Origin of the sequence: Staphylospora marina (assembly GCF_003856495.1) — a bacterium.
Taxonomy (GTDB): Bacteria; Bacillota; Bacilli; order Thermoactinomycetales; family Thermoactinomycetaceae; genus Staphylospora; species Staphylospora marina.
This window is the reverse complement of the sequence record NZ_CP034118.1, coordinates 1249510-1268129: the sequence shown is the minus strand read 5'-3', so window position 1 is coordinate 1268129 and position 18620 is coordinate 1249510. Positions and strand designations below refer to the sequence as shown.

18 protein-coding genes are annotated in these 18620 nt (G+C 56.2%); 10 read left to right on the top strand and 8 right to left on the bottom strand.

The genetic code is table 11. From position 1 onward, the window contains the following. Window positions 1–50: 50 nt before the first annotated feature. The 3 genes from EG886_RS06315 to EG886_RS06305 all read right to left on the bottom strand — a co-directional run bounded on the left by EG886_RS06315 (window position 51) and on the right by EG886_RS06305 (window position 3732). On the bottom strand, window positions 51–3200 hold the full coding sequence (locus tag EG886_RS06315) for a type 2 lanthipeptide synthetase LanM family protein (RefSeq protein ID WP_164491689.1): 3150 nt from the start codon (window positions 3198–3200) through the stop codon (window positions 51–53). A 71-nt stretch (window positions 3201–3271) separates the two neighbouring features. After that, window positions 3272–3493 (bottom strand): plantaricin C family lantibiotic, encoded by a 222-nt coding sequence (locus tag EG886_RS06310; RefSeq protein WP_124727338.1) that lies wholly within the window; start codon window positions 3491–3493, stop codon window positions 3272–3274. A gap of 17 nt (window positions 3494–3510) precedes the next feature. Further along, complete coding sequence (locus EG886_RS06305; RefSeq protein WP_206425350.1) at window positions 3511–3732, bottom strand: plantaricin C family lantibiotic; 222 nt, start codon at window positions 3730–3732, stop codon at window positions 3511–3513. Window positions 3733–3940: 208 nt separating this feature from the next. On the opposite strand from EG886_RS06305, the gene EG886_RS06300 reads away from it, so the two are divergent. The 10 genes from EG886_RS06300 (at window position 3941) to EG886_RS06255 (ending at window position 14721) form a co-directional block, all read left to right on the top strand. Further along, entirely contained in the window at window positions 3941–4159 is a 219-nt protein-coding gene (locus tag EG886_RS06300; protein ID WP_124727337.1) for a class II lanthipeptide, LchA2/BrtA2 family, read from the top strand. Window positions 4160–4284: 125 nt separating this feature from the next. Beyond that, window positions 4285–7431 (top strand): type 2 lanthipeptide synthetase LanM family protein, encoded by a 3147-nt coding sequence (locus EG886_RS06295; RefSeq protein ID WP_124727336.1) that lies wholly within the window; start codon window positions 4285–4287, stop codon window positions 7429–7431. After that, the gene (locus tag EG886_RS06290) at window positions 7428–9647 is read left to right on the top strand and encodes a peptidase domain-containing ABC transporter (RefSeq protein ID WP_241154397.1); all 2220 of its coding nucleotides are present in this window, start codon (window positions 7428–7430) and stop codon (window positions 9645–9647) included. Before EG886_RS06295 ends, EG886_RS06290 begins: the two co-directional genes overlap by 4 nt. A 148-nt stretch (window positions 9648–9795) precedes the next feature. Continuing rightward, complete coding sequence (locus EG886_RS06285; protein ID WP_124728696.1) at window positions 9796–10011, top strand: helix-turn-helix transcriptional regulator; 216 nt, start codon at window positions 9796–9798, stop codon at window positions 10009–10011. Further along, window positions 10008–10310, top strand: a complete 303-nt coding sequence (locus EG886_RS06280) for a hypothetical protein (protein ID WP_124727335.1) — start codon at window positions 10008–10010, stop codon at window positions 10308–10310. Before EG886_RS06285 ends, EG886_RS06280 begins: the two co-directional genes overlap by 4 nt. A gap of 21 nt (window positions 10311–10331) precedes the next feature. Continuing rightward, window positions 10332–11255 carry an ABC transporter ATP-binding protein gene (locus EG886_RS06275; RefSeq protein ID WP_124727334.1) on the top strand — a complete coding sequence of 308 codons (924 nt, stop codon included), beginning with the start codon at window positions 10332–10334 and terminating at the stop codon, window positions 11253–11255. After that, on the top strand, window positions 11252–11968 hold the full coding sequence (locus EG886_RS06270) for an ABC transporter permease (protein ID WP_124727333.1): 717 nt from the start codon (window positions 11252–11254) through the stop codon (window positions 11966–11968). The genes EG886_RS06275 and EG886_RS06270 overlap by 4 nt, the downstream gene beginning before the upstream one ends. 43 nt (window positions 11969–12011) lie before the next feature. Further along, window positions 12012–12752: an ABC transporter permease gene (locus EG886_RS06265; protein WP_164491688.1), complete on the top strand. Its 741-nt coding sequence runs from the start codon at window positions 12012–12014 to the stop codon at window positions 12750–12752. Between the two features lie 86 nt (window positions 12753–12838). Continuing rightward, window positions 12839–13765 carry an ABC transporter ATP-binding protein gene (locus tag EG886_RS06260; protein WP_124727331.1) on the top strand — a complete coding sequence of 309 codons (927 nt, stop codon included), beginning with the start codon at window positions 12839–12841 and terminating at the stop codon, window positions 13763–13765. Continuing rightward, on the top strand, window positions 13762–14721 hold the full coding sequence (locus EG886_RS06255; protein WP_124727330.1) for an ABC transporter permease: 960 nt from the start codon (window positions 13762–13764) through the stop codon (window positions 14719–14721). Before EG886_RS06260 ends, EG886_RS06255 begins: the two co-directional genes overlap by 4 nt. Before the next feature lie 68 nt (window positions 14722–14789). Here the strand turns inward: EG886_RS06255 and ndk are convergent, their stop codons facing one another. The 5 genes from ndk to EG886_RS06230 all read right to left on the bottom strand — a co-directional run bounded on the left by ndk (window position 14790) and on the right by EG886_RS06230 (window position 18587). Further along, window positions 14790–15233: a nucleoside-diphosphate kinase gene (gene ndk / locus EG886_RS06250; protein WP_124727329.1), complete on the bottom strand. Its 444-nt coding sequence runs from the start codon at window positions 15231–15233 to the stop codon at window positions 14790–14792. 96 nt (window positions 15234–15329) lie between these two features. Beyond that, a complete protein-coding gene (locus tag EG886_RS06245) occupies window positions 15330–16301 on the bottom strand; it encodes a polyprenyl synthetase family protein (protein ID WP_124727328.1) in 972 nt (323 codons plus the stop codon). Window positions 16302–16315: 14 nt separating this feature from the next. Further along, the gene (locus EG886_RS06240; RefSeq protein WP_124727327.1) at window positions 16316–17158 is read right to left on the bottom strand and encodes a menaquinone biosynthetic enzyme MqnA/MqnD family protein; all 843 of its coding nucleotides are present in this window, start codon (window positions 17156–17158) and stop codon (window positions 16316–16318) included. Next, on the bottom strand, window positions 17155–17754 hold the full coding sequence (locus tag EG886_RS06235) for a UbiX family flavin prenyltransferase (protein ID WP_124727326.1): 600 nt from the start codon (window positions 17752–17754) through the stop codon (window positions 17155–17157). Before EG886_RS06235 ends, EG886_RS06240 begins: the two co-directional genes overlap by 4 nt. Continuing rightward, on the bottom strand, window positions 17751–18587 hold the full coding sequence (locus EG886_RS06230; protein ID WP_124728695.1) for a UbiA-like polyprenyltransferase: 837 nt from the start codon (window positions 18585–18587) through the stop codon (window positions 17751–17753). Before EG886_RS06230 ends, EG886_RS06235 begins: the two co-directional genes overlap by 4 nt. Between the last annotated feature and the right edge of the window lie 33 nt (window positions 18588–18620).

The following is an 18620-nucleotide window of genomic DNA, read 5'->3' as shown; positions in this document are numbered from 1 at the left end:
AGCTCGAATCCGGCGGCGTCGTGCCGCCGGATTCATTTTTCGAAGCGCATTCAAGACTCCAGTCTCAAGATGAAGGGAATCCGCGACGGAGCCGACTGCATCATAAGGCCGTAACCGATTCCCGCCAATCCCACCATCAGTCCCGCCGCTTCCACTCCGCGGGACACACCGCACCGGAACCCTTGTTCCCGAATCACGTTCAGGACTTGCGCCGCAGCGGAGTCGGCCCATTGCGACAAGCGTCCGTCTCCGAGCACCTCGGATGCAAACCGGAGTATGCCGATTTGCCCGAAATCCCCGTGGCACAGGGATCGGTTGTTTCCGAATCCCCTGTTCAAAGTGGTTTCCAGTGCAATCCCCAATTCCTCTTCCAGCCTCTCATCTTCGAATCCCGAGCGTTTCAGCATCAATCTGCCCAGCAAAATCCCCGGCGCCCCGTGACACCAGGCCACCGAAGGCGTATCTCTTCCGGGCGTTTTCCAGTTTCCCGCCGCCTCATCAAAGAAACTTCTTTCATATTCCAGTGCTTGGGACACGGCCTCTTTGAACCGGTCATCCCCGGACAACCGATACCATTCGAAAAGTGCGCAAGCCACTCCGGACACACCGTGGGCAAATCCGGTGTAAGGCGCTTTCTCCCACGGCAATCTCCATCCGATCCCGGTTTCCGCCCGTTCGGCATGTTTCAGCAAATGTTCCGCACACAACCCGGCACCTTCCAATGCCAACCGGTTTCCCGTCCGACGGTGGATTCCCAGAAGCACGAACAATGCCCCCGCTGAACCTCCGATGAAATCATACAGCCGGTCTTGCGGAATCATCTTCAGGAAGCCATCCAATCCGCGTTCCACTTCATTCCGCAAAGCTTCATCCTTCCACAGGGCGGCCAGCAGATTCATCGCATGCAAATAACCCCCCGCACCGTTGAACGGACCGATGCTCCAACCGGGATGTTCGCCGAATTTCCTGACGGCTTTCCGGACCGGAACCAACGCCTTGGCGGCCGCCTCCCGGAAATCGCTCCGGCCGGTGAGCTCGGAGAGGAAGGCCAGAAAAAGAGCGATTCCCGAATTGCCGTTGTACAAATCGTTGCCGACGGGCGATATTTGCCACAAAATCTCTCCGGTTCCCTCCAGCGTGGTGCTGATCCAGGTTGCGTCCTCTTCCCCTGTCTCTTCATCAAAGCCGGAAATCGCCTTCGACAACAGATAATCTCCGATTTTTTCGGCTTCCCGCAAAAATTCGTCCTTCTCCGGGAGCGGGCCCGGCACCTTCATGCGCGGATCCACCGCTGCCACATCGGCATCATGCCTTGCTTCGCCGGCCAAAATCGACATCCTGACGACCTGCAACTGGTTCCGGCAATCTTCCGGACTGAGTGCATCGATCTTTTGAAACACATCTTCCAGCGCGGACACGGGAAACTCGCAATCCAGACGACGGCCTTCGCTGTCCCGCACGTGACGTTCTCCCGGACGGGTATGAAAAAACGGAATGTCTCCTTCCGTCAAATCTCTCTTCTCGCTCCGAACCACCGCTTTCAACGAGGGCATGGTGTCCGTGTCCAGCCACAGCCTGTGCAGCAAAACATCCCTGTCGATCCCGTCCCTCAAAAAGTCGGGATGAACACTCTGGCGCAACAGGTTTCCGTATTGCATGGTGGATCTGAGGATGGAACGAACCTGTACGTCCGAAAACCGGTACAGCCGTTCCTTGAACGATTCCCCGTGCTCCATCACCCACCGGTACATCTCTTCAAAGCCCTGCTCAAGTACCGGCAAATATACGGACAGCTTCACTTCCGACCCGCGGAGAGTCGGCCGGTTGTTCGCGGCGCTGATCTTGCCGTAATCGTTGACCATGCGCATCCGGTCCGTGTTTTTGTTTTCGATGTACGGAAGCTTGAACGGGGCCGTCTGTTCGCCGCCGGCACCGATTCCGCTGACATCCACTCCACCCGCTCCGGGATTGCCGCGATAATACAGCGGAGCCGGCAACAGACCGGTTGAGCGGACGGAACGTTGCAGGATTTCCTCGGCACGGTCCGTCGCGTTGCCGGTATATTCCTTTCGCCCGAGGGTCTGGTGGAACAGGGACTCGAGATCCACCAATACAGGATGTTCACCGTGGGCAATCAGGTTCTCATGGTGAAAATCGACCGCCTGAAGCAAATACAACAAGGCCAGCAGCCTTCCCATTCTCCGGTAAAACCGGACCAATTCCTCTTCCGTCCGGCAATCGAGTTTCTCCACGAATTCCGACCACCCGTAGGTCTTCCGATCCACCACGTTCAATATGCGGAACGGTTCCTCTCCGGCCATCTCCCGGTTCAGCCATCGGAGCAAATCCTGAAATCCGATGTCGACCCCCATCGGTCTCGGCTTGTAGATCACCCGAAGACCGCCGGAAAATCGAACCATCGCCACCCCTCTGCCCTTGTTGTGACTGTCTCCCAGCCCCAGATCGATTTCCTCCGGCACACCGATGTCATGACCGGAATGAAAACGTTGACTCAAAAGATCCCGATCCGCTTCGATCCGTTCCAGCAATTCCGACACATGAGAAACCCAGTGCAGGGTTTTGGTCACCGCAAGACGGACCAGGACGGGATACTCGTTGTACAGGGAAAGGCGTGTCTGTTCGTCCCTCAGAAGGACTTCCGAAAAGTGCCTGTACCGCTCTTCCGGCGTGTCACCGGACAACTTTTCGGAAACCCGGGCCACATTGAGCTCCAGAATCAGGGTTGCGTGCGCGACCTCGAAAAGCCGGTGGGCCAGTTGTCCAAGCAAAGACCGGACCACCGGTTGCGAGAGCCGATTTGCATGGGGGAATCGTTCGTGAAGCGCTCCCAGCCCCAGCTTGAGAAACGGTTCAAAAAACCCGAAAAAAGGGATGTCCGTCCCCGTTTCCGGCGGGAGCACCACCCGGTCATACGCTCCGGACAACCACTTTTGAAATCCGGGAAACCAGGTGTCTTCAGCCACGGCTTCCTGCCTGATCGCCTCCGCCCCGGCCAGCCCGGCAAGGCGATCCACCGGGAAACCCGACACTCCCTGAATGCAGGTTTCCAATTTCTCACGGCTTCCGCCCGTCAACATTTCCCAGTATTTCATGCGTTGACTGAACGCATCGGGATCAACCGGCCGGGAGGCGATGCGTTCATCCATGTAAAAAGCCCGGATCCATCGGGTTGCATCCATTTTTCTCTCTCCTCCGAAAAAGGGGAAAGCAGCAATCATTGCCACTTTCCCCGAAGATCACGAACTTCCCGTCAGCGGTTGCAACTCGGTTGACATTCTTTCGTGAGCGTGCAGAACTGACCGGTGTTGCCCAAATGGCAGCTGATGTTCCACCAGTCACATCCCCCCGCCACGGAGAGAAGGTCCTGTTCACGCAGTTCTTCCAAGACGTTGCCGGAAGGATGCTCCATCCGGTTTTGCTCTGTCTGCACCCGGAAAAGGGGATCTTTCCAGGAGCGAACCAATTGATTCATCCGTTCACCCCGTTTCATCAATAATTGCAGTTGGGCTGGCACTCTTTCGTCAGCGTGCAGAACCGACCGGTGTTGCCCAAGTGACAGCTGATGTTCCACCAGTCACATCCTCCCGCCACGGAGAGAAGGTCCTGTTCACGCAGTTCTTCCATCACGTTGCCGGAGGGGTGCTCCATCATGCTTCCTTCCGATTGCAGCCGGAAGACGGGATCTTTCCACATGCGGATCTCACGGCTCATGACAAACACTCCTTTATTGCAAGATTGCTTTGGCGCAAATAAAGATTACTATATATCAAAAAATTATTTCAAGGAGTTTCGTGTATATTTGCACTTTTGTGTATAGAAAGAAAAATGCAATTTTGTGTATAACAGTTCCATAAAAAATTCTTTTATATTGAAGTTGCTTCGGCGAAGCACTCCACAACAACATTCGGGAGGGATTGGAATGTCGATGCAAGAACGCGCCCTGCGTGATCCGAAACTTCGTTTTGAAGGGTTTGAACATCCCGCCGGCATGGTCAATGAGGATGAACTGATGAATATTGTGGGTGCCGGTGAAGTTCGCCCGCAATCCGGTCCGGTCTGTGCCGTCACCCTTGCCGTGTGTGTCCCGGTCTCCCTGGCTTTCTGCCCGACGACCGCCTGCACCAGCGATTGCCGCTGATCTGATGTCTTGCTTTGAACATTGAACATTCAAGGCCTGCTCTCTGATCCATGAAGTGTCGATCCCTTGCGCGGAGATCGGAGAGCGGGTCTTTTTGCTGAATATCGTGACGGGGAGTTGAATCCATGAAGGCTTCAGTCGAACAACCGGCATGGCTCAGAGGAACGTTTCTTTCGGAACGGAAACAGCCCATGCACGCAGATCCTGCACGGGGGGAAGAACGCTTCCGGAACTGGTTGCGCTCCGGTGATTTCACGGAGAATACGTTGCGGGAAAGACTGGAACGGGACGGACTGACTCTCGGGGAGTTCCGTGACATTCTCGGCGATCCCGACTTCCCCGAAATCCGGAACGATCCGGCCTGGATTTCCCGTTTGACGGAAATCCTGCGCGAAAACGAACAGGTCCCCGCCCGGGACATGGAGAATCAGATTCCTTTTTCTCCCTTCTACCATCCCTTTGTGCACCATGTACGACAATCGCTCAACCGGCTGCTTCAAGAACTGGAACATTCATGTGAATGCCGGAATTGGTTCGACCCCGATGCCCTGCTGGAATCGATGCTGGAAACCGTGTGCCGGAGATTGTCCGCACTGGGAATCAAAACCCTGATCACCGAACTGCATGTCATGAAGGCAACGGGGCAGCTTTCCGGCGACACTCCGGAACAACGGTATCTTGATTTTGCCAACCGTCTCGGTACGCCCTCGTTCCGAAACCGGGTTCTGGAAACGTATCCCGTGCTCGCCCGTCTGTTGACCCAAACGGTCACCCAAGCGATTGAGACGCACGAAGAATCCCTTCGGCGCTTTTTGAAAGACAGAGATGACATTTTGCGCACGTTCAACGGACGTTTTTCCAAACTGGTCGGGATCCGTTCCGGAGCCGGAGACACTCATCAAAACGGACGAAGCGTCTCGATTTTCCAATTTGAATCGGGCGAAAAACTCGTATACAAACCCCGGTCAATGGCGGTGGACGTCCACTACGGGGAGCTTCTGTCCTGGATCAACGGAAAAGGGTTTTCCCGTCCGCTCCTCCCGGCCAAAGCGCTGGACAAAGGGACCCACGGCTGGCAAGAGTACGTGGAACACACCGATTGCCGGAGCAAGGAGGAAGCCCGGAATTTCTATTACCGCCAGGGCGGGTATGCCGCTCTCCTGTACTTGCTTCGATCTTCCGATTTCCATGCGGAAAATGTCATTGCCCATGGAGAGCATCCCGTGCTGATCGATCTCGAAACGCTGTTCAGTCAACGGTTCGAAATCCTGTCCAGTCGGATCTCCATTCCGAAAGTGCTTGACGAACTGAACAATTCCGTGTTCGGCTCCATGTTGATCCCCCTGAAGTTGGCCAACAATCCGTATCTGGATCTGGATCTCAGCGCCATCGGGGGAAAACAAGGGCAAGAATCGAAAACCCTGAAGATCCGCACGGTGCACAAACCGGGGACGGATGAAATGAGATTGGTGGAAGTGCCGGCGCGTTCCCCCGGACACCGCAACCGTCCCACGCTCGGCGGCGAGGAACTGGATCCCGCGGAATACAGTCGCGAAATCGAAGAAGGATTCCGCGAAATGTACTCTCTGTTCCTCACCCACCGGGACGAACTTCTGTCCGAAACGGGGCCGATCCACCGTTTTGCCGGGGATCAGGTGCGCCACATTTTCCGGCCCACCCAGACATACAGCCGCTTTCTCGACGCAAGCGTCCATCCCGATTATCTGCAGGACGGTCTGGACCGTAACCGGCTGTTCGAATTTTTCTGGCGAACCGTTTCCGTCATCCCGCGGTACGGACAAATGATCCCCATGGAAACGGATGATCTGTTGCAGCATGACATTCCTTATTTCTCTTTCCGGATGAACGGCCGCAGCTTGTTTGACAGCCGGGGCCGGGAAATTCGGGACTTTTTTGAACGGACTTGCCTAGATCAGGTACTGGAACGATGCCGGGAACTGGACCCCGCCGACTGCGAGAAACAGTGCGGCTACATCCGGATGTCGATGGCCACGCTCGTCCATGATGCCCAAGTCACGGAAACCGGAAACGATTCCTCCTCCGAACAAAAGGCACCGATTCGACCGGCTTCACGGGAACAACTCCTCGAGGCGGCCAAAGAAATCGGTCATGAACTTCTTCAGCGGGCCATCTGGAGCGACGACCGGAAAGAAGCGTATTGGCTGGGGTTGACTCCGGGCGAAGAAAGCCTTCAGATTGCCGCGTTGGAAAGCGGTCTTTACGACGGAACCATGGGAATCATCCTCTTCCTTGCCCAGTTGGGACAAGAAACCGGCGATGAAACCTGGACACGTCTCGCCAAAGCCGCGCTCTCGGGAACGTTCACCCTGCTCCGGGGCAAACCCCTGCCGGTTTCCGCGTTCAGCGGACTGACCTCGCTGGCGTACGGGCTGTCGTACCTCGGTTTGCTCTGGAAGGATCAGGAGCTGCTCGAAAAAGCGTTTGACCGGCTTCCCTCCATTCCGAACGCTCTCGAAGCCGACCGGCACTTTGACCTGATCGGCGGGGCGGCTGGAGCCTTGCTGGTCTGTCTTCGTCTTCACAAAATCCGCCCGTCCTCTTCCGCTTTGGATATGGCCGTCAAATGCGGGGTTCATCTGTTGCGCCATGTCCGGATCGGGGAAGATGATTCCGGCGGATGGCTGACCGGACTGTCACACGGAGCGGCAGGATATGCATGGGCATGGACGGAACTGGCGGCCGTCACCGGCGAGAGCCGGTTTGCGCTCGCGGCCGAACGAGCCCTTGCATACGAACGGAAACACTTCATCGCCCGGGAAAAAAATTGGATGGATCTGCGCGAAACGGGAGACGTCCGCAATCATCCCGTGTACTGGTGCCACGGGGCTCCCGGAATCGGCATCAGCCGGCTCAAAATGGCGAATGTTTCCGGGGATCCCCTGCTGAAGGAAGAATGGAGCATCGCGGTGGAGAAAACGCTGGAAAGCGGCTTCGGCGGCAATCATTCCCTGTGCCACGGTGATTTCGGAAATCTCGATTTTCTGTTGCTCTCAGCCGGCATTCCGGGGCATGAACACCTCCGGGTTACCTGCGCGGAAATCGGAACGCGCAGTTTGCGGCGAGGATTGGACGACGGTTGGAAGTTCGGATATCACAAAAACCCGGAAGCCGAACTCCTCGGTCTGATGCTGGGACTTTCCGGAATCGGCTACGGCCTGCTCCGTCTCGTGAATCCGTCGATCCCGTCCGTGTTGGCCCTGGAGCTTCCGGAAGGAGAGATGATCGGGTGAACCGCCGAAAACGCCTGTTCACGCGTCGCCGCGTCCCTTTCATCGAGCAGATGCAGCAGACGGAGTGCGGCCTGTGCTGCATTGCCATGATCGCCGCCTATTACAAAAGCTCGGTCTCCCTGTACGAATTGCGGGAACGGATGGGCGGCGGTCGGGACGGGACCACCCTTTTTCATCTTCGCAATCTCGCGGAACAGCTGGGGTTCGAAACCAAATGTTACAGACTGGATGCCTCCTCACTGAGGCAGCTCCCGCTGCCCGCCGTCCTGTTCTGGAACGACAAACATTATGTCGTGCTGGAATCCGTCACGAAAAAGCATTTCGTCATTGTCGACCCGGCGATCGGACGCCGACGTCTCAGCCCGGAGGCATTCATGCGATCCTATTCGGGCGTCGTGATGCAACTGTGCCCGGGGGAACACTTCGTCCGGCAAAAAGGACAAAGCGTGTGGAAGCCGTTTCTGGCTTCCCTGCGGGAACATCCCGGGCTCTTCGTGTCCATCCTGGCGATCTCGCTTTTGCTCCAGCTGTTCGCGGTCGGAATCCCGATGCTGATCCAGTTTGTGGTGGATCAAATCATCACGCCGAAGCAGTACGACCTGCTGAACATGTTTCTGGTCGGGATCGGAATGCTGGTCCTGTTCCAGACCGTTTTCACCTTCATCCGCGGAAAATGCCTGATCATCCTGCACAATCGGCTGGATCACGGGATGATGACCCGGTTTTTTACACATCTGCTTCGATTGCCTTACCAATTTTTCCAACTCCACTCATTCGGTGATCTCCATTTCCGGGCCAACAGTCACCGGGTCATCCGGGACATTTTGTCCAACCAGTTGATCAAGGGGATCCTGGATCTTGGAATCTTGATCGTGATGCTGCTTTACATGACGCTCGTGTCCCCCCTGATGGCCGGTTGGGTGGCGGCGATGGCCGGACTCAACGTATTCGTTCTCGGCTGGTACCGGAGCCGGATCACCGAAGCCAACCAGGAAGAAATCAACAGGCAGGCGCTGGTGCAGGGATCCCAGGCGGAAATGCTGTACGGGATCTTCGGCGTGAAAACATCGGGCATCGAACGGATGATGTACAACCAGTGGTATGAACGCTTCCGGGATCTGCTCGGCGCTTACCGGGCCAAGGAAAATCTGTTGAACCATGTCAACACGGCCACGGGTTTCCTGTCCTTGCTGGCTCCGCTGTCCGTCCTGTGGATCGGCGTGCACATGATCGTGAGCGAACAGCTCACGCTGGGGGGCATGATCGCCTTCTACTCGATCTCCAACCAATTCTTCGGACTCAGCTCCTCCATCGTGAACACGGTGAATTCATTCTTTCTGACGGAATCATTCCTGCGCAGGATCCAGGACGTGCTCGACGCGAAGGAAGAACCTGTCTGCGAAAACCCGATTCGCCTCTCTTCCTTGCGCGGAGAAATCGAACTGCAGAATGTCAGTTTCGCATACACCAAATTCAGCCCGCCCGCCGTGAAAAACGTTTCCCTGAAGATCCTCCCGGGACAAAAAGTGGCTCTCGTCGGCAAGTCGGGTTCGGGCAAGAGCACGTTGGCCCGACTCATCCTGGGGCTGTATGTTCCCACGGAAGGCCGCATTCTGTTTGACGGTCACGATCTGAAGACTCTGGACAAACAAGCACTGCGAAAACACATCGGCGCCGTTCCTCAGGATGACATGCTGTTCAACCGGACCATTCTCGAAAACCTCACCCTGCTCAAACCCGACGCCTCCATGGAAGAAGTGACGGAAGCGGCCAAAATCGCCCAAATCCATGATGAGATCATGGAAATGCCGATGAATTACCACACCATGATCTCCGAACTGGGAATGAACATTTCCGGAGGCCAGCGGCAACGGATCACGTTGGCGAGAGCCCTGGTTCACAAACCTTCCGTTCTGCTGCTCGATGAGGCCACCAGCTCCTTGGATCACGTGAACGAGGAGAAGATCGACCGGGTGCTGTCCGACATGAAATGCACCCGAATCGTGATCACGCACCGGTTGACAACCATCCGGAACGCAGACCTGATTCTCGTGCTGGAAGACGGCCGCATCACGGAACAGGGCACTCACGATGAACTGATGAGAAAAAACGGCTTCTACCGTCGTTTCTATGAAAAGGATCTGAAGAAACCGGAAGTAACCGGGTCATCGGTCCGCAATCCGGAAGCGGATGCCGCCGTGGGAACGCATCCCTGATCTTCACGTGAGATCCCCCCGTTCATCGGTTTTGAACGGGAATCTTTTTTCGCCCGTATGTAAAGTATACTTTACATGCTGTCAAAAAAATGGTACAATTTCAAAGACCACGGCTCAAGGAGGGGAAGCGGGGGTGAAAAACAAGGGGATTCTGCGAAACCGCTTGACCGTACTGCGTGCGGAAAAGGGTTGGACCCAACAGGAAGTGGCCAACCGGCTCGGCATCAGTCGCCAAACCGTGCATTCGGTGGAAAACAACAAATTCGTTCCGTCCGTTCTGCTTGCTTTCCGGATCGCCCGCCTGTTCGGAAAAAACGTGGAAGACATTTTTCAATATGAGGAAGAAGGGGAAGATTCACAATGAGCGGAGCCGTTCTTTTGAAATCGTTGACGGCGGTCAGCTCCGTATGGATGATTTTCTCGCTCGTGGTGATTGCTTATTTCTATCAAAAAGAAGGAAAAGACGAGCGTGGGGAACTGATTTTCAACAAGTTTTTCCGATTCATGTTTTTCCTGTTGTCCGTCTGCATCGCGTGGCTGGTGTTTCTGGCTGCCCGGTTTGACTTTCCGTATGAACTTTACCGGCGAATCATCGAATTGTCGCTCTGCCTCACCTACGTCGTCGGTACCGTTCGTCTGCTGGTCCTTCGCAAGCGTTACTGAGCTTCGACTGGAGGGATCTTTGTGGAAGAGGCATTGATCAAAACGGACGAACTCACGAAAGTGTACAACCGCCAACGGGTCGTCGACGGCCTGAACCTCGAAGTCAGACGCGGAACCATTTACGGTTTTCTCGGACCGAACGGGGCCGGAAAGACCACCACCATCCGCATGTTGCTCGGATTGGTTCGACCGACCGGAGGCACCGTGCACATGTTCGGACAGGAATTCTCAAACAACCGCCTTTCGATTTTGAAACGGGTCGGTTCTCTGGTGGAAACCCCGAGCTATTACGGCCAGCTCACGGGATACGAAAACCTGGAAGTGGCCCGGAAACTGTACAGGATCCCCGACAAAAACCGCATCGACGAAGCACTGAGCCTGGTGGGACTGGAAGATGCCCGCAACAAGAAAGTGAAACAGTATTCACTCGGAATGAAGCAACGCCTGGGGCTTGCCACCGCCCTGCTGAACAATCCGGACCTTCTCATCCTGGATGAGCCCACCAACGGACTGGACCCGGCCGGCATCCGGGAGATGCGGGACCTCATCAAGCGCTTGCCCCGCGAGCGGGGAGTGACGATCCTGTTGTCCAGTCATCTGCTGAGTGAAGTGGAACAGATCGCGGATGACGTGGGAATCATTCACAAAGGGAAATTGCTGTTTCAAGGTTCGCTGGAATCGCTGCGAAAACACACCCGTTCCCGAACGGTGATTGAAGTCGACCGCCCGGAAGATGCGGCCAAATTGTTAAAGGAACACGGATTCTCCGTCCACTTGGAAGAAGGGCTGCTCGTTCTTCCGACATCGGAAGCGGAAAACACCCTCCGGGAAATCCAACGACTTCTGGTGCAGGACGGCTTCATCATTCGGCGCTTGGAAGAGGAACGCCCCCCCTTGGAAAACATCTTTCTGAATCTTGTGGAGGCCGGTGATTCCCCGTCATGATGAACGTGCTTTCCACGGAATGGATCAAGAACAGGCGCACTTCCGTCTGGCTGCTGACCTGTCTGATTCCGGCCGGATTGTGGGGATTTTTGACGGTGATGATCTGGTACATGTTCGAAACCGGAAGACCCCCTGAAAAAGTGTGGGCCATCGCCATGGAAACTCTTTCCTTGTTTCTCGGCCCCGTCCTGTTTATGGGCGTTCCTCTGTTCACCGCACAAACCGCCCAAATCGAGCATCAAACGGGCATGTGGAAACAATTGCTGGCCATGCCGGTCCCGAAATGGCAACTGTACGCGGGAAAGTTCCTGTGGAATTTCCTGTTCATCCAGTTGTCCGGTTTGTTGATGACCCTGTTGTTGGCCGGGTCCGTGATCATGTGGAATTTGGGCAATGAAGTTTCCCTTCGCTCCCTGTTCCTCCACGGCTGGGTGCCGTTCTTGCTCACGACGCCGTTGATCGCTTTTCACACCTGGTTGTCTCAAGTTTTCGAGCATCAGGGTGTTTCCACCGGAGCCGGAGCGGCGGGCATGATATTGGGGCCCCTGTTCAAAGAGGCGGGCTGGTGGACACCTTGGGGTTACTTGACCACGTTCATGCCTGGATACGGTCTCCCGTTTCAGGATTCGCGCGTCTGGTTGACCGGTGCCGTCCTGACGCTGGTTCTCCTCATGGCCGGCGGCGCCCATTTTTTCCGGTGGATGTCCCGGTGAACCGAATCCTACGAGATCATCCGAAAGATGGGGAGGAACTTCCGTGACCGGAATCCTTCAAGCCGAGTGGATCAAACTGCGCCGTTCGAAAATCTGGCTGCTTCTGGTGATCTTGCCGTCCTTGCCGATCCTGTACACCCTGTTCATCTACGTCGGTATCATGATCGGCAAATACCGGTTCGAAGCCGACAACCTCTGGTTCATGCCCTGGGCCATGTCCATCATGTTTTATGGCGGGATCTTCTATCCCATTCTGTCCGCCATGGTGGCCACGAGCCTCTGCCGTTTCGAACAGACGGGCAACGGGTGGAAACAGTTGTTCACGTTTCCGGTTCCCCGGCATCAGCTTTTTTTCGGAAAACTGATCTGGCTTTACGCCCTGCTTCTCTTCGCGCAGATCTTCGCTCTCGCCCTGTTTGTCGCTGTGGGAAAAATTCTGGGACTTGACGGCCCCGTTCCTTGGGGCACCCTTTTCATCAGCGCCATGTCCGGATGGGTCGGCGCATTGCCGCTGGCCGCCATTCAATATTCCCTGGCCTTGTGGATGGAAGGGTTCGTCAAACCGATGATCAGCAATGTGGCTTTGACCGTGCCGGTCTTCCTGATCATCAGCTCCGAGCTCAAATCGTCTTCCGTTACCCTGTATCCCTGGGCGCTCCCGGCCATCGGCATGATGCAGGGAGGAACCACGGGAGTGTCCGGCATGTTCCTGACTGTCGTCCCCGTCGTGTTATTCCTGGCGATTTTCATCGGATTGACGTATTTCCGCAGGAAATCGGTGTAACCGGTGCCGATGGCAAGGTACTTCCGGGAAGCCGGCAACCCTGCCGGCTTCCCTTTCCGTCGAATCCTTGATGCGGAGGGATGTGAGTGCCAACCCCTGTTCTCACCGTTCGGAATCTGACCAAAAAGATCGGAGACAAAGTCATCGTCAACCGACTCCATCTTGACCTGTATCCGGGTGAAATTTTCGGTTTTCTCGGTCCCAACGGTGCCGGAAAAACCACGGTCATCCGGCTGATCACCGGATTGATGTCCCCCACGGAAGGCGACATTTTCATCGATGGCCACAACCTGAAAACCCATCGCGCCCTGGCCCTTTCCCGGGTGGGGGCCATTGTGGAAAACCCTGAATTCTACCCGTTTCTTTCCGGTTATCACAATCTGCTTCATTATGCCCGCATGTCTGATCACGTGAGTCGCGACCGAATCCGTGAAGTCGTCCGGATGGTCGGCCTCGGGGACAGCATTGACGACAAGGTGAAAACCTATTCTCTCGGAATGAGACAACGCCTCGGCATCGCGCAGGCCCTCCTGCACTCGCCCAAAATATTGATTCTTGACGAACCGACCAACGGACTGGATCCGGCCGGAATCCGCAATCTTCGCGATGACCTGCGACGGTTGGTCCGGGAAGAAAACCTGTCCATTTTGGTTTCCAGCCACATCCTCGCTGAAATGGAAGCCATGTGCGACCGATTCGGCATTTTGAAGCAGGGGGAATGGATCGAAGAGCGGAGACTGAATGACTGGCGCGGAAACCATGAGGAACACGAACGGACCGTCTTTTTTTTCGCGGATCCGCTTCCCTCCGCGGAACAAATTCTCCGAACCCTCTTCCCTGAACGAACGGTACACGTCGAAGACGACCGGCTCCGGATCTCGCTGAAATACGAACAAATTCCGGAAGCGAACGCGGAATTGGTCAAGTCAGGCATCCGGGTGTACGAAATCCGGACGGAAAACATCTCCCTGGAAGACCGTTACTTGTCGTTGACGGGAGGAGTGGGAGCATGATCCGCTTTCTGCGTCTGGTGCAAAACGAAAACATGAAAATCTGGCGCCGGCTCTCCACCCCGGTGATGTGCGGGATTCTTGCCGCGGCCTGCATCCTGATGGCATTCGTCATGAAGGCATACCAACCGGCGGAAGCTCCCGCCGATCCCTGGAAGCAATCCCTGCTCCTGGAAAACGAACAACTGGCGGAGAGCCTGTCCAAAGGACAACTTCCGCCGGCCATGGCGGAAGAGACCAGAAAAAAAATGGAGATCAATGAATACCGGCTTCAGAAAAACCTTCCTCCTCACGAACCTCTCATGTGGAAATTCACCCGGGAAACCGGAACGTTGTTGATTCCCCTGGTCACCCTGTTCACGGTGATCACCGGGGCAACGGCCGTCGCCGGCGAATTCTCGATGGGAACCATCAAGTTTCTGCTGATCCGGCCTCCGGGAAGATCTCAGATCCTGCTGGCCAAATACTTGTCCATTCTGCTGTTCGCCCTCGGATTGCTGCTCCTTTTGTTTGTCCTGTTGCCCCTGGTCGGCGGAGTGATGTTCGGATTTGAATCCTGGGGACCTCCCCGCCTGATTCATGACGGACAACAGATCATCGAGCGAAGTGTGCCGGCCCATCTTCTCATTCTGTTTGCCGGAAGCACGGCGGAACTGTTGATGATGGTCACGTTCGCATTCATGATCTCCACCGTGTTCCGCAGCAGCTCGGCGGCCATCGGACTGTCCGTATTTCTGATGTTTGCCGGCCATCAGGCGGTCAACATTTTGTCCCTCCGCGGAGCCGACTGGATCCGTTGGATCCTGTTTGCCAATACCGATCTTCTCCCGTATTTCGGCGAAGGTTCACCTCCCGCGGAAGGAATGACCCTCGCTTTTTCCCTGACGGTGCTTGTGGTTCACTTTCTGTTGTTCACGGGCATTTCCTGGTGGGTGTTCGCCAGGAGAGACGTAGCCTGACGTGTCGGGGATTTCCCCGCCCCATGAAAAAACGCACCTCCATCCGGAAGGTGCGTTTTTCGTGCCGCTCAGATCCACTTGTTGATGGTTTTTTCCCAATTGACCAGCTCTTCGTTGCCGAACCAGAGTGCAATTTCACGTTCGGCGCTTTCCGGGGAATCGGAACCGTGCACGATGTTCATCGCCACGTTGACGCCGAAGTCACCGCGAATGGTTCCCGGAGCGGCGTCGGCCGGGTTCGTTTTGCCCATCATCTGACGGGCGCCGGCAATCACGTTGTGGCCCTGCCACACCATGGCAAAGACCGGACCGGAAGTGATGAAGTCCACCAGTTCACCGAAAAACGGTTTTTCCTTGTGCTCGGCGTAGTGCTTTTCGGCCAGTTCGCGGGAAACCGTCATGAATTTGGCGCCCACAAGCTGCCATCCCTTTTTTTCAAAGCGGGAGACGACTTCTCCGATCAGACCGCGTTGCACGCCGTCGGGTTTGACCATGATAAACGTTTTTTCCATGATGGATTCCTCCGTCGGTTCCTATGTAGAACGTCGGTCACCGGTCGGGCGACGACACTCAAATTTTAGCAAGGAAGTCCGACAAACGCAACTCGATCAATAGTTTCGGCGAACGATGAACTCCGCGATCAACCGGAGCGATTCACGCTGGTGGGAATCGGGGAGCCGGTTCAGGCAGTCGATGGCCTTGTTCAGATAGCGGCGGGACAGCTCGAGGGTGGCTTCCACTCCGCCGCCTCCCCGCACGATGTCAAGGACTTCCCCCAGATTGTCGGCCATTCCCTGTGAGCGCAGGAAGTCCAGGATTTTCTGTCTGTGATCCGCCGTTCCGGTGTGCAGCACGTGAAGAACCGGCAACGTGACATTGCCCTGCTTGAGGTCGCTTCCGGCCGGTTTTCCCAAAATCCGTTCATCTCCCGTCAGATCCAGCACGTCGTCCGTCAGCTGGAAAGCCATCCCGACGTAATACCCGTACGCACGCAGCAACCGGATGTGCTCCTCGCTCGCGCCGGCAACCAGCGCTCCGAGATGACAGCTGATGGACATCAAAAGAGCCGTTTTCCGCTTGATGCGGCGAAGATAGCGCCTCAGGGACAGCCGTTCGGCGTACAAATCCTCAATCTGCTCGATCTCCCCAAGGCACATGAGCCGCATCGCTTCGGCCAGAATGACCTGAACCCGGTGATCCCCCAGATCGGCCAATTCCCGGAGAGCCCTTGCGAACAGCCAATCCCCCGCATACATGGCCACGCGATTGTCCCATTCCGCCTTTACCGTCTTCCGTCCCCGCCGTGTGTCCGCGTCATCGATCACGTCGTCATGAACCAGTGTGGCCATGTGAATCATCTCCAATGCAACCGCGGCCCGGCAAAGACGCTCGACTTCATATCGGCCGAAATGACCGGAGAGCAGGACAAACACCGGACGCATTCTCTTTCCTCCGGATTTCAGGAGATGGAGGGATGCGTCACGCAGCACGGCCACGTCCGCTTCGACCGAGCGGGCCAATGCCTGTTCGACAATCTCCAGGTCTTTTTTCAGATTCAGATAAATGTCCTGCAAATTCATCCGCTTCACCCTGATCAGCGCATGCCTGTTCCGGCCCCGAGGTCCGGCATGCAAATCTCCACGTCTTCCGGAAGGAGCGAAAGCTCCGCGCAGTGGCGAAAAAAGAGCTTGAGCCCTTCGAGCTCCCGTTCGCCCAAATCATACGTCAATCCCCTGAAATACCTCTCCCAGCAGCCTTCGTCGCCTCCCAAAAGACGCATGGCCTCATGGACGGCCGGACGCAAATCCCGTTTCCCCGATTCTTTTGCTTCCAGAAAGCGTTCATGGATGTTCGCCAGCTCGTTCGGGGACCGATGGGCCACTTCCCGGCGTACGGCCCAAACGGCAAATGTCATCGAGTGCCCGGTTCGCTCATGCCATTCGCGGCCGAGATCGAACACCCGATATTCGGGGTGGGCTCTCCCGCCGACGATTGCATCATCCCCGATCAGAAGGGCCGCATCCGCGGATTCCAACATTCTCGGCAAATCCGGCTCCATGGTTTCGTAACGGGGCTTGACCCCCTCATACCTTTCCAGCAAAATCCTGAGCAAGGCAACGGACGAGGCCGATTTGGGTGTCAACGCCACACGCGCCCCGTCCAACTCCGACAGGCTCTTTCCTTTGGTAAACAGGCACACGGAGCGAACGTCCCCCCATGCGCTGACGGACAGATCCGGCAAGAGATAGAAATCACGGTGACGCGCTCCGAACGCAAAAGATGAGATGGGGCTGAGGTCGATGCCGCCCTCTGCCATCGCCTTGTTGAGACGCGCCGGAACCTCGGGGACAAGTTCGATGTCGAGGCCCGTTGCATCCAGGTGTTGATAGATCGGCAAGACATTGGTGAATGAGATCTTTCCGACTCGGACTGTCATTGTCCACCCTCCCAGCGCCGGTAGAGTGCATGGTCGACGGAAAGCAGATCCAGGACTTTCCCGGCCACAAACCGGACCATGTCATCCACGCTTCTTGGCCGGTGATAAAAAGCCGGCATCGCCGGAACGATGGTGGCTCCGCACCGTGCCAGTTTCAGCATGTTTTCCAAATGAATCTGCGACAGGGGCGTCTCCCGGGGCACGATCACCAAAGGACGCCGTTCCTTGAGCATCACGTCCGCCGTCCGCTCCAGCAAATTGGTGGACAAACCGGCCGCCACCTTGGCAAGCGTGCCCATCGAGCAAGGAATGATCACCATCCCGTCCGTCCGGAATGACCCCGAAGCAATCGATGCCCCGATGTCCCGGAGAGGATGCCAAACCAATCGGCCGGGCAAATGACCGAACCGTTCCTCAAACTGCTTTTCTCTCCGGCTCACGTCCCAACCGTGTTCCTCTTTCAACACCCTCCATGCCGCTTCAGTCACCACCAAATGCACCTCGTGCCCCTGACGGAGACACTCTTCCAGGAGAACAAGGGCATAAGGCGCTCCGCTCGCTCCCGACATCCCGACAATCAACCGCTTTTGGTTCATCTCAGCAACACATCCGCCATGGTGAAGATGAACATCACGATGCTGACCATGCTGTTCATGGTGAAAAATGCGGTGTCAAGCCGGGAAAGATCGTCCGCGGAAACAATGGCATGTTCCCTCCACAAAATGGCCAGCGTGAGAATCACGCCGCCCCAATACCATCCCCCCAGCTCGGTCAAAAACGGAAGCGAGATGAGACAAACCGCCGTTCCCGCATGCATCAGCGCGGAAATGACCAACGCTTTTCCAAGGCCGAACCGGGCCGGAATCGAATGGATGCCGGCCTCCCGGTCAAAATCATGATCCTGGCAGGCATAGATGATGTCGAAGCCGCCGATCCACAAGGCAACGGCGATGAACAATACCAGACCCGGAAGGTTGACGGATCCGGTGGCAGCCACCCATCCCCCCAACGCTCCCAGGCCCGTGGTGATGCCCAGCACTGCGTGGCACAACCACGTGAACCGTTTGGTGTAAGAGTAAAAGACGAGAAAGAATACGGCCACCGGAAGCAATTTCACCGTCAATTCATTCAGCTGAAAGGCTGCCCAGAACAGGAGCAGAAACGAAACGGCGACAAACCCCCACACGAACGGCACCGAAACCAACCCGGCCGGAATCGCCCGATTCTTCGTCCGGGGGTTGCGGGCGTCGATGTGACGATCAATCAGGCGGTTGAGAGCCATCGCGGCGCTTCTCGCCCCCACCATGGCCAAGGTGATCCATCCGATCATTTCCCAAGACGGAAGCGTTCCGGTCGCATCCAGATGTCCCAATACAGCCCCCAGATACGCGAACGGAAGAGCGAACACGGTATGTTCGAATTTGATCATTTCAAGGACAATCCGCGTTTTGTTCCACCATCG

Bases quoted from the DNA above. Each gene is read 5' to 3' on its own strand.
- EG886_RS06315 (WP_164491689.1), bottom strand. From the start codon at position 3,200: ATGGATGCAACCCGATGGATCCGGGCTTTTTACATGGATGAACGCATC.
- EG886_RS06310 (WP_124727338.1), bottom strand. From the start codon at position 3,493: ATGAATCAATTGGTTCGCTCCTGGAAAGATCCCCTTTTCCGGGTGCAG.
- EG886_RS06305 (WP_206425350.1), bottom strand. From the start codon at position 3,732: ATGAGCCGTGAGATCCGCATGTGGAAAGATCCCGTCTTCCGGCTGCAA.
- EG886_RS06300 (WP_124727337.1), top strand. From the start codon at position 3,941: ATGTCGATGCAAGAACGCGCCCTGCGTGATCCGAAACTTCGTTTTGAA.
- EG886_RS06295 (WP_124727336.1), top strand. From the start codon at position 4,285: ATGAAGGCTTCAGTCGAACAACCGGCATGGCTCAGAGGAACGTTTCTT.
- EG886_RS06280 (WP_124727335.1), top strand. From the start codon at position 10,008: ATGAGCGGAGCCGTTCTTTTGAAATCGTTGACGGCGGTCAGCTCCGTA.
- EG886_RS06270 (WP_124727333.1), top strand. From the start codon at position 11,252: ATGATGAACGTGCTTTCCACGGAATGGATCAAGAACAGGCGCACTTCC.
- EG886_RS06255 (WP_124727330.1), top strand. From the start codon at position 13,762: ATGATCCGCTTTCTGCGTCTGGTGCAAAACGAAAACATGAAAATCTGG.
- ndk (WP_124727329.1), bottom strand. From the start codon at position 15,233: ATGGAAAAAACGTTTATCATGGTCAAACCCGACGGCGTGCAACGCGGT.
- EG886_RS06245 (WP_124727328.1), bottom strand. From the start codon at position 16,301: ATGAATTTGCAGGACATTTATCTGAATCTGAAAAAAGACCTGGAGATT.
- EG886_RS06240 (WP_124727327.1), bottom strand. From the start codon at position 17,158: ATGACAGTCCGAGTCGGAAAGATCTCATTCACCAATGTCTTGCCGATC.
- EG886_RS06235 (WP_124727326.1), bottom strand. From the start codon at position 17,754: ATGAACCAAAAGCGGTTGATTGTCGGGATGTCGGGAGCGAGCGGAGCG.
- EG886_RS06230 (WP_124728695.1), bottom strand. From the start codon at position 18,587: ATGATCAAATTCGAACATACCGTGTTCGCTCTTCCGTTCGCGTATCTG.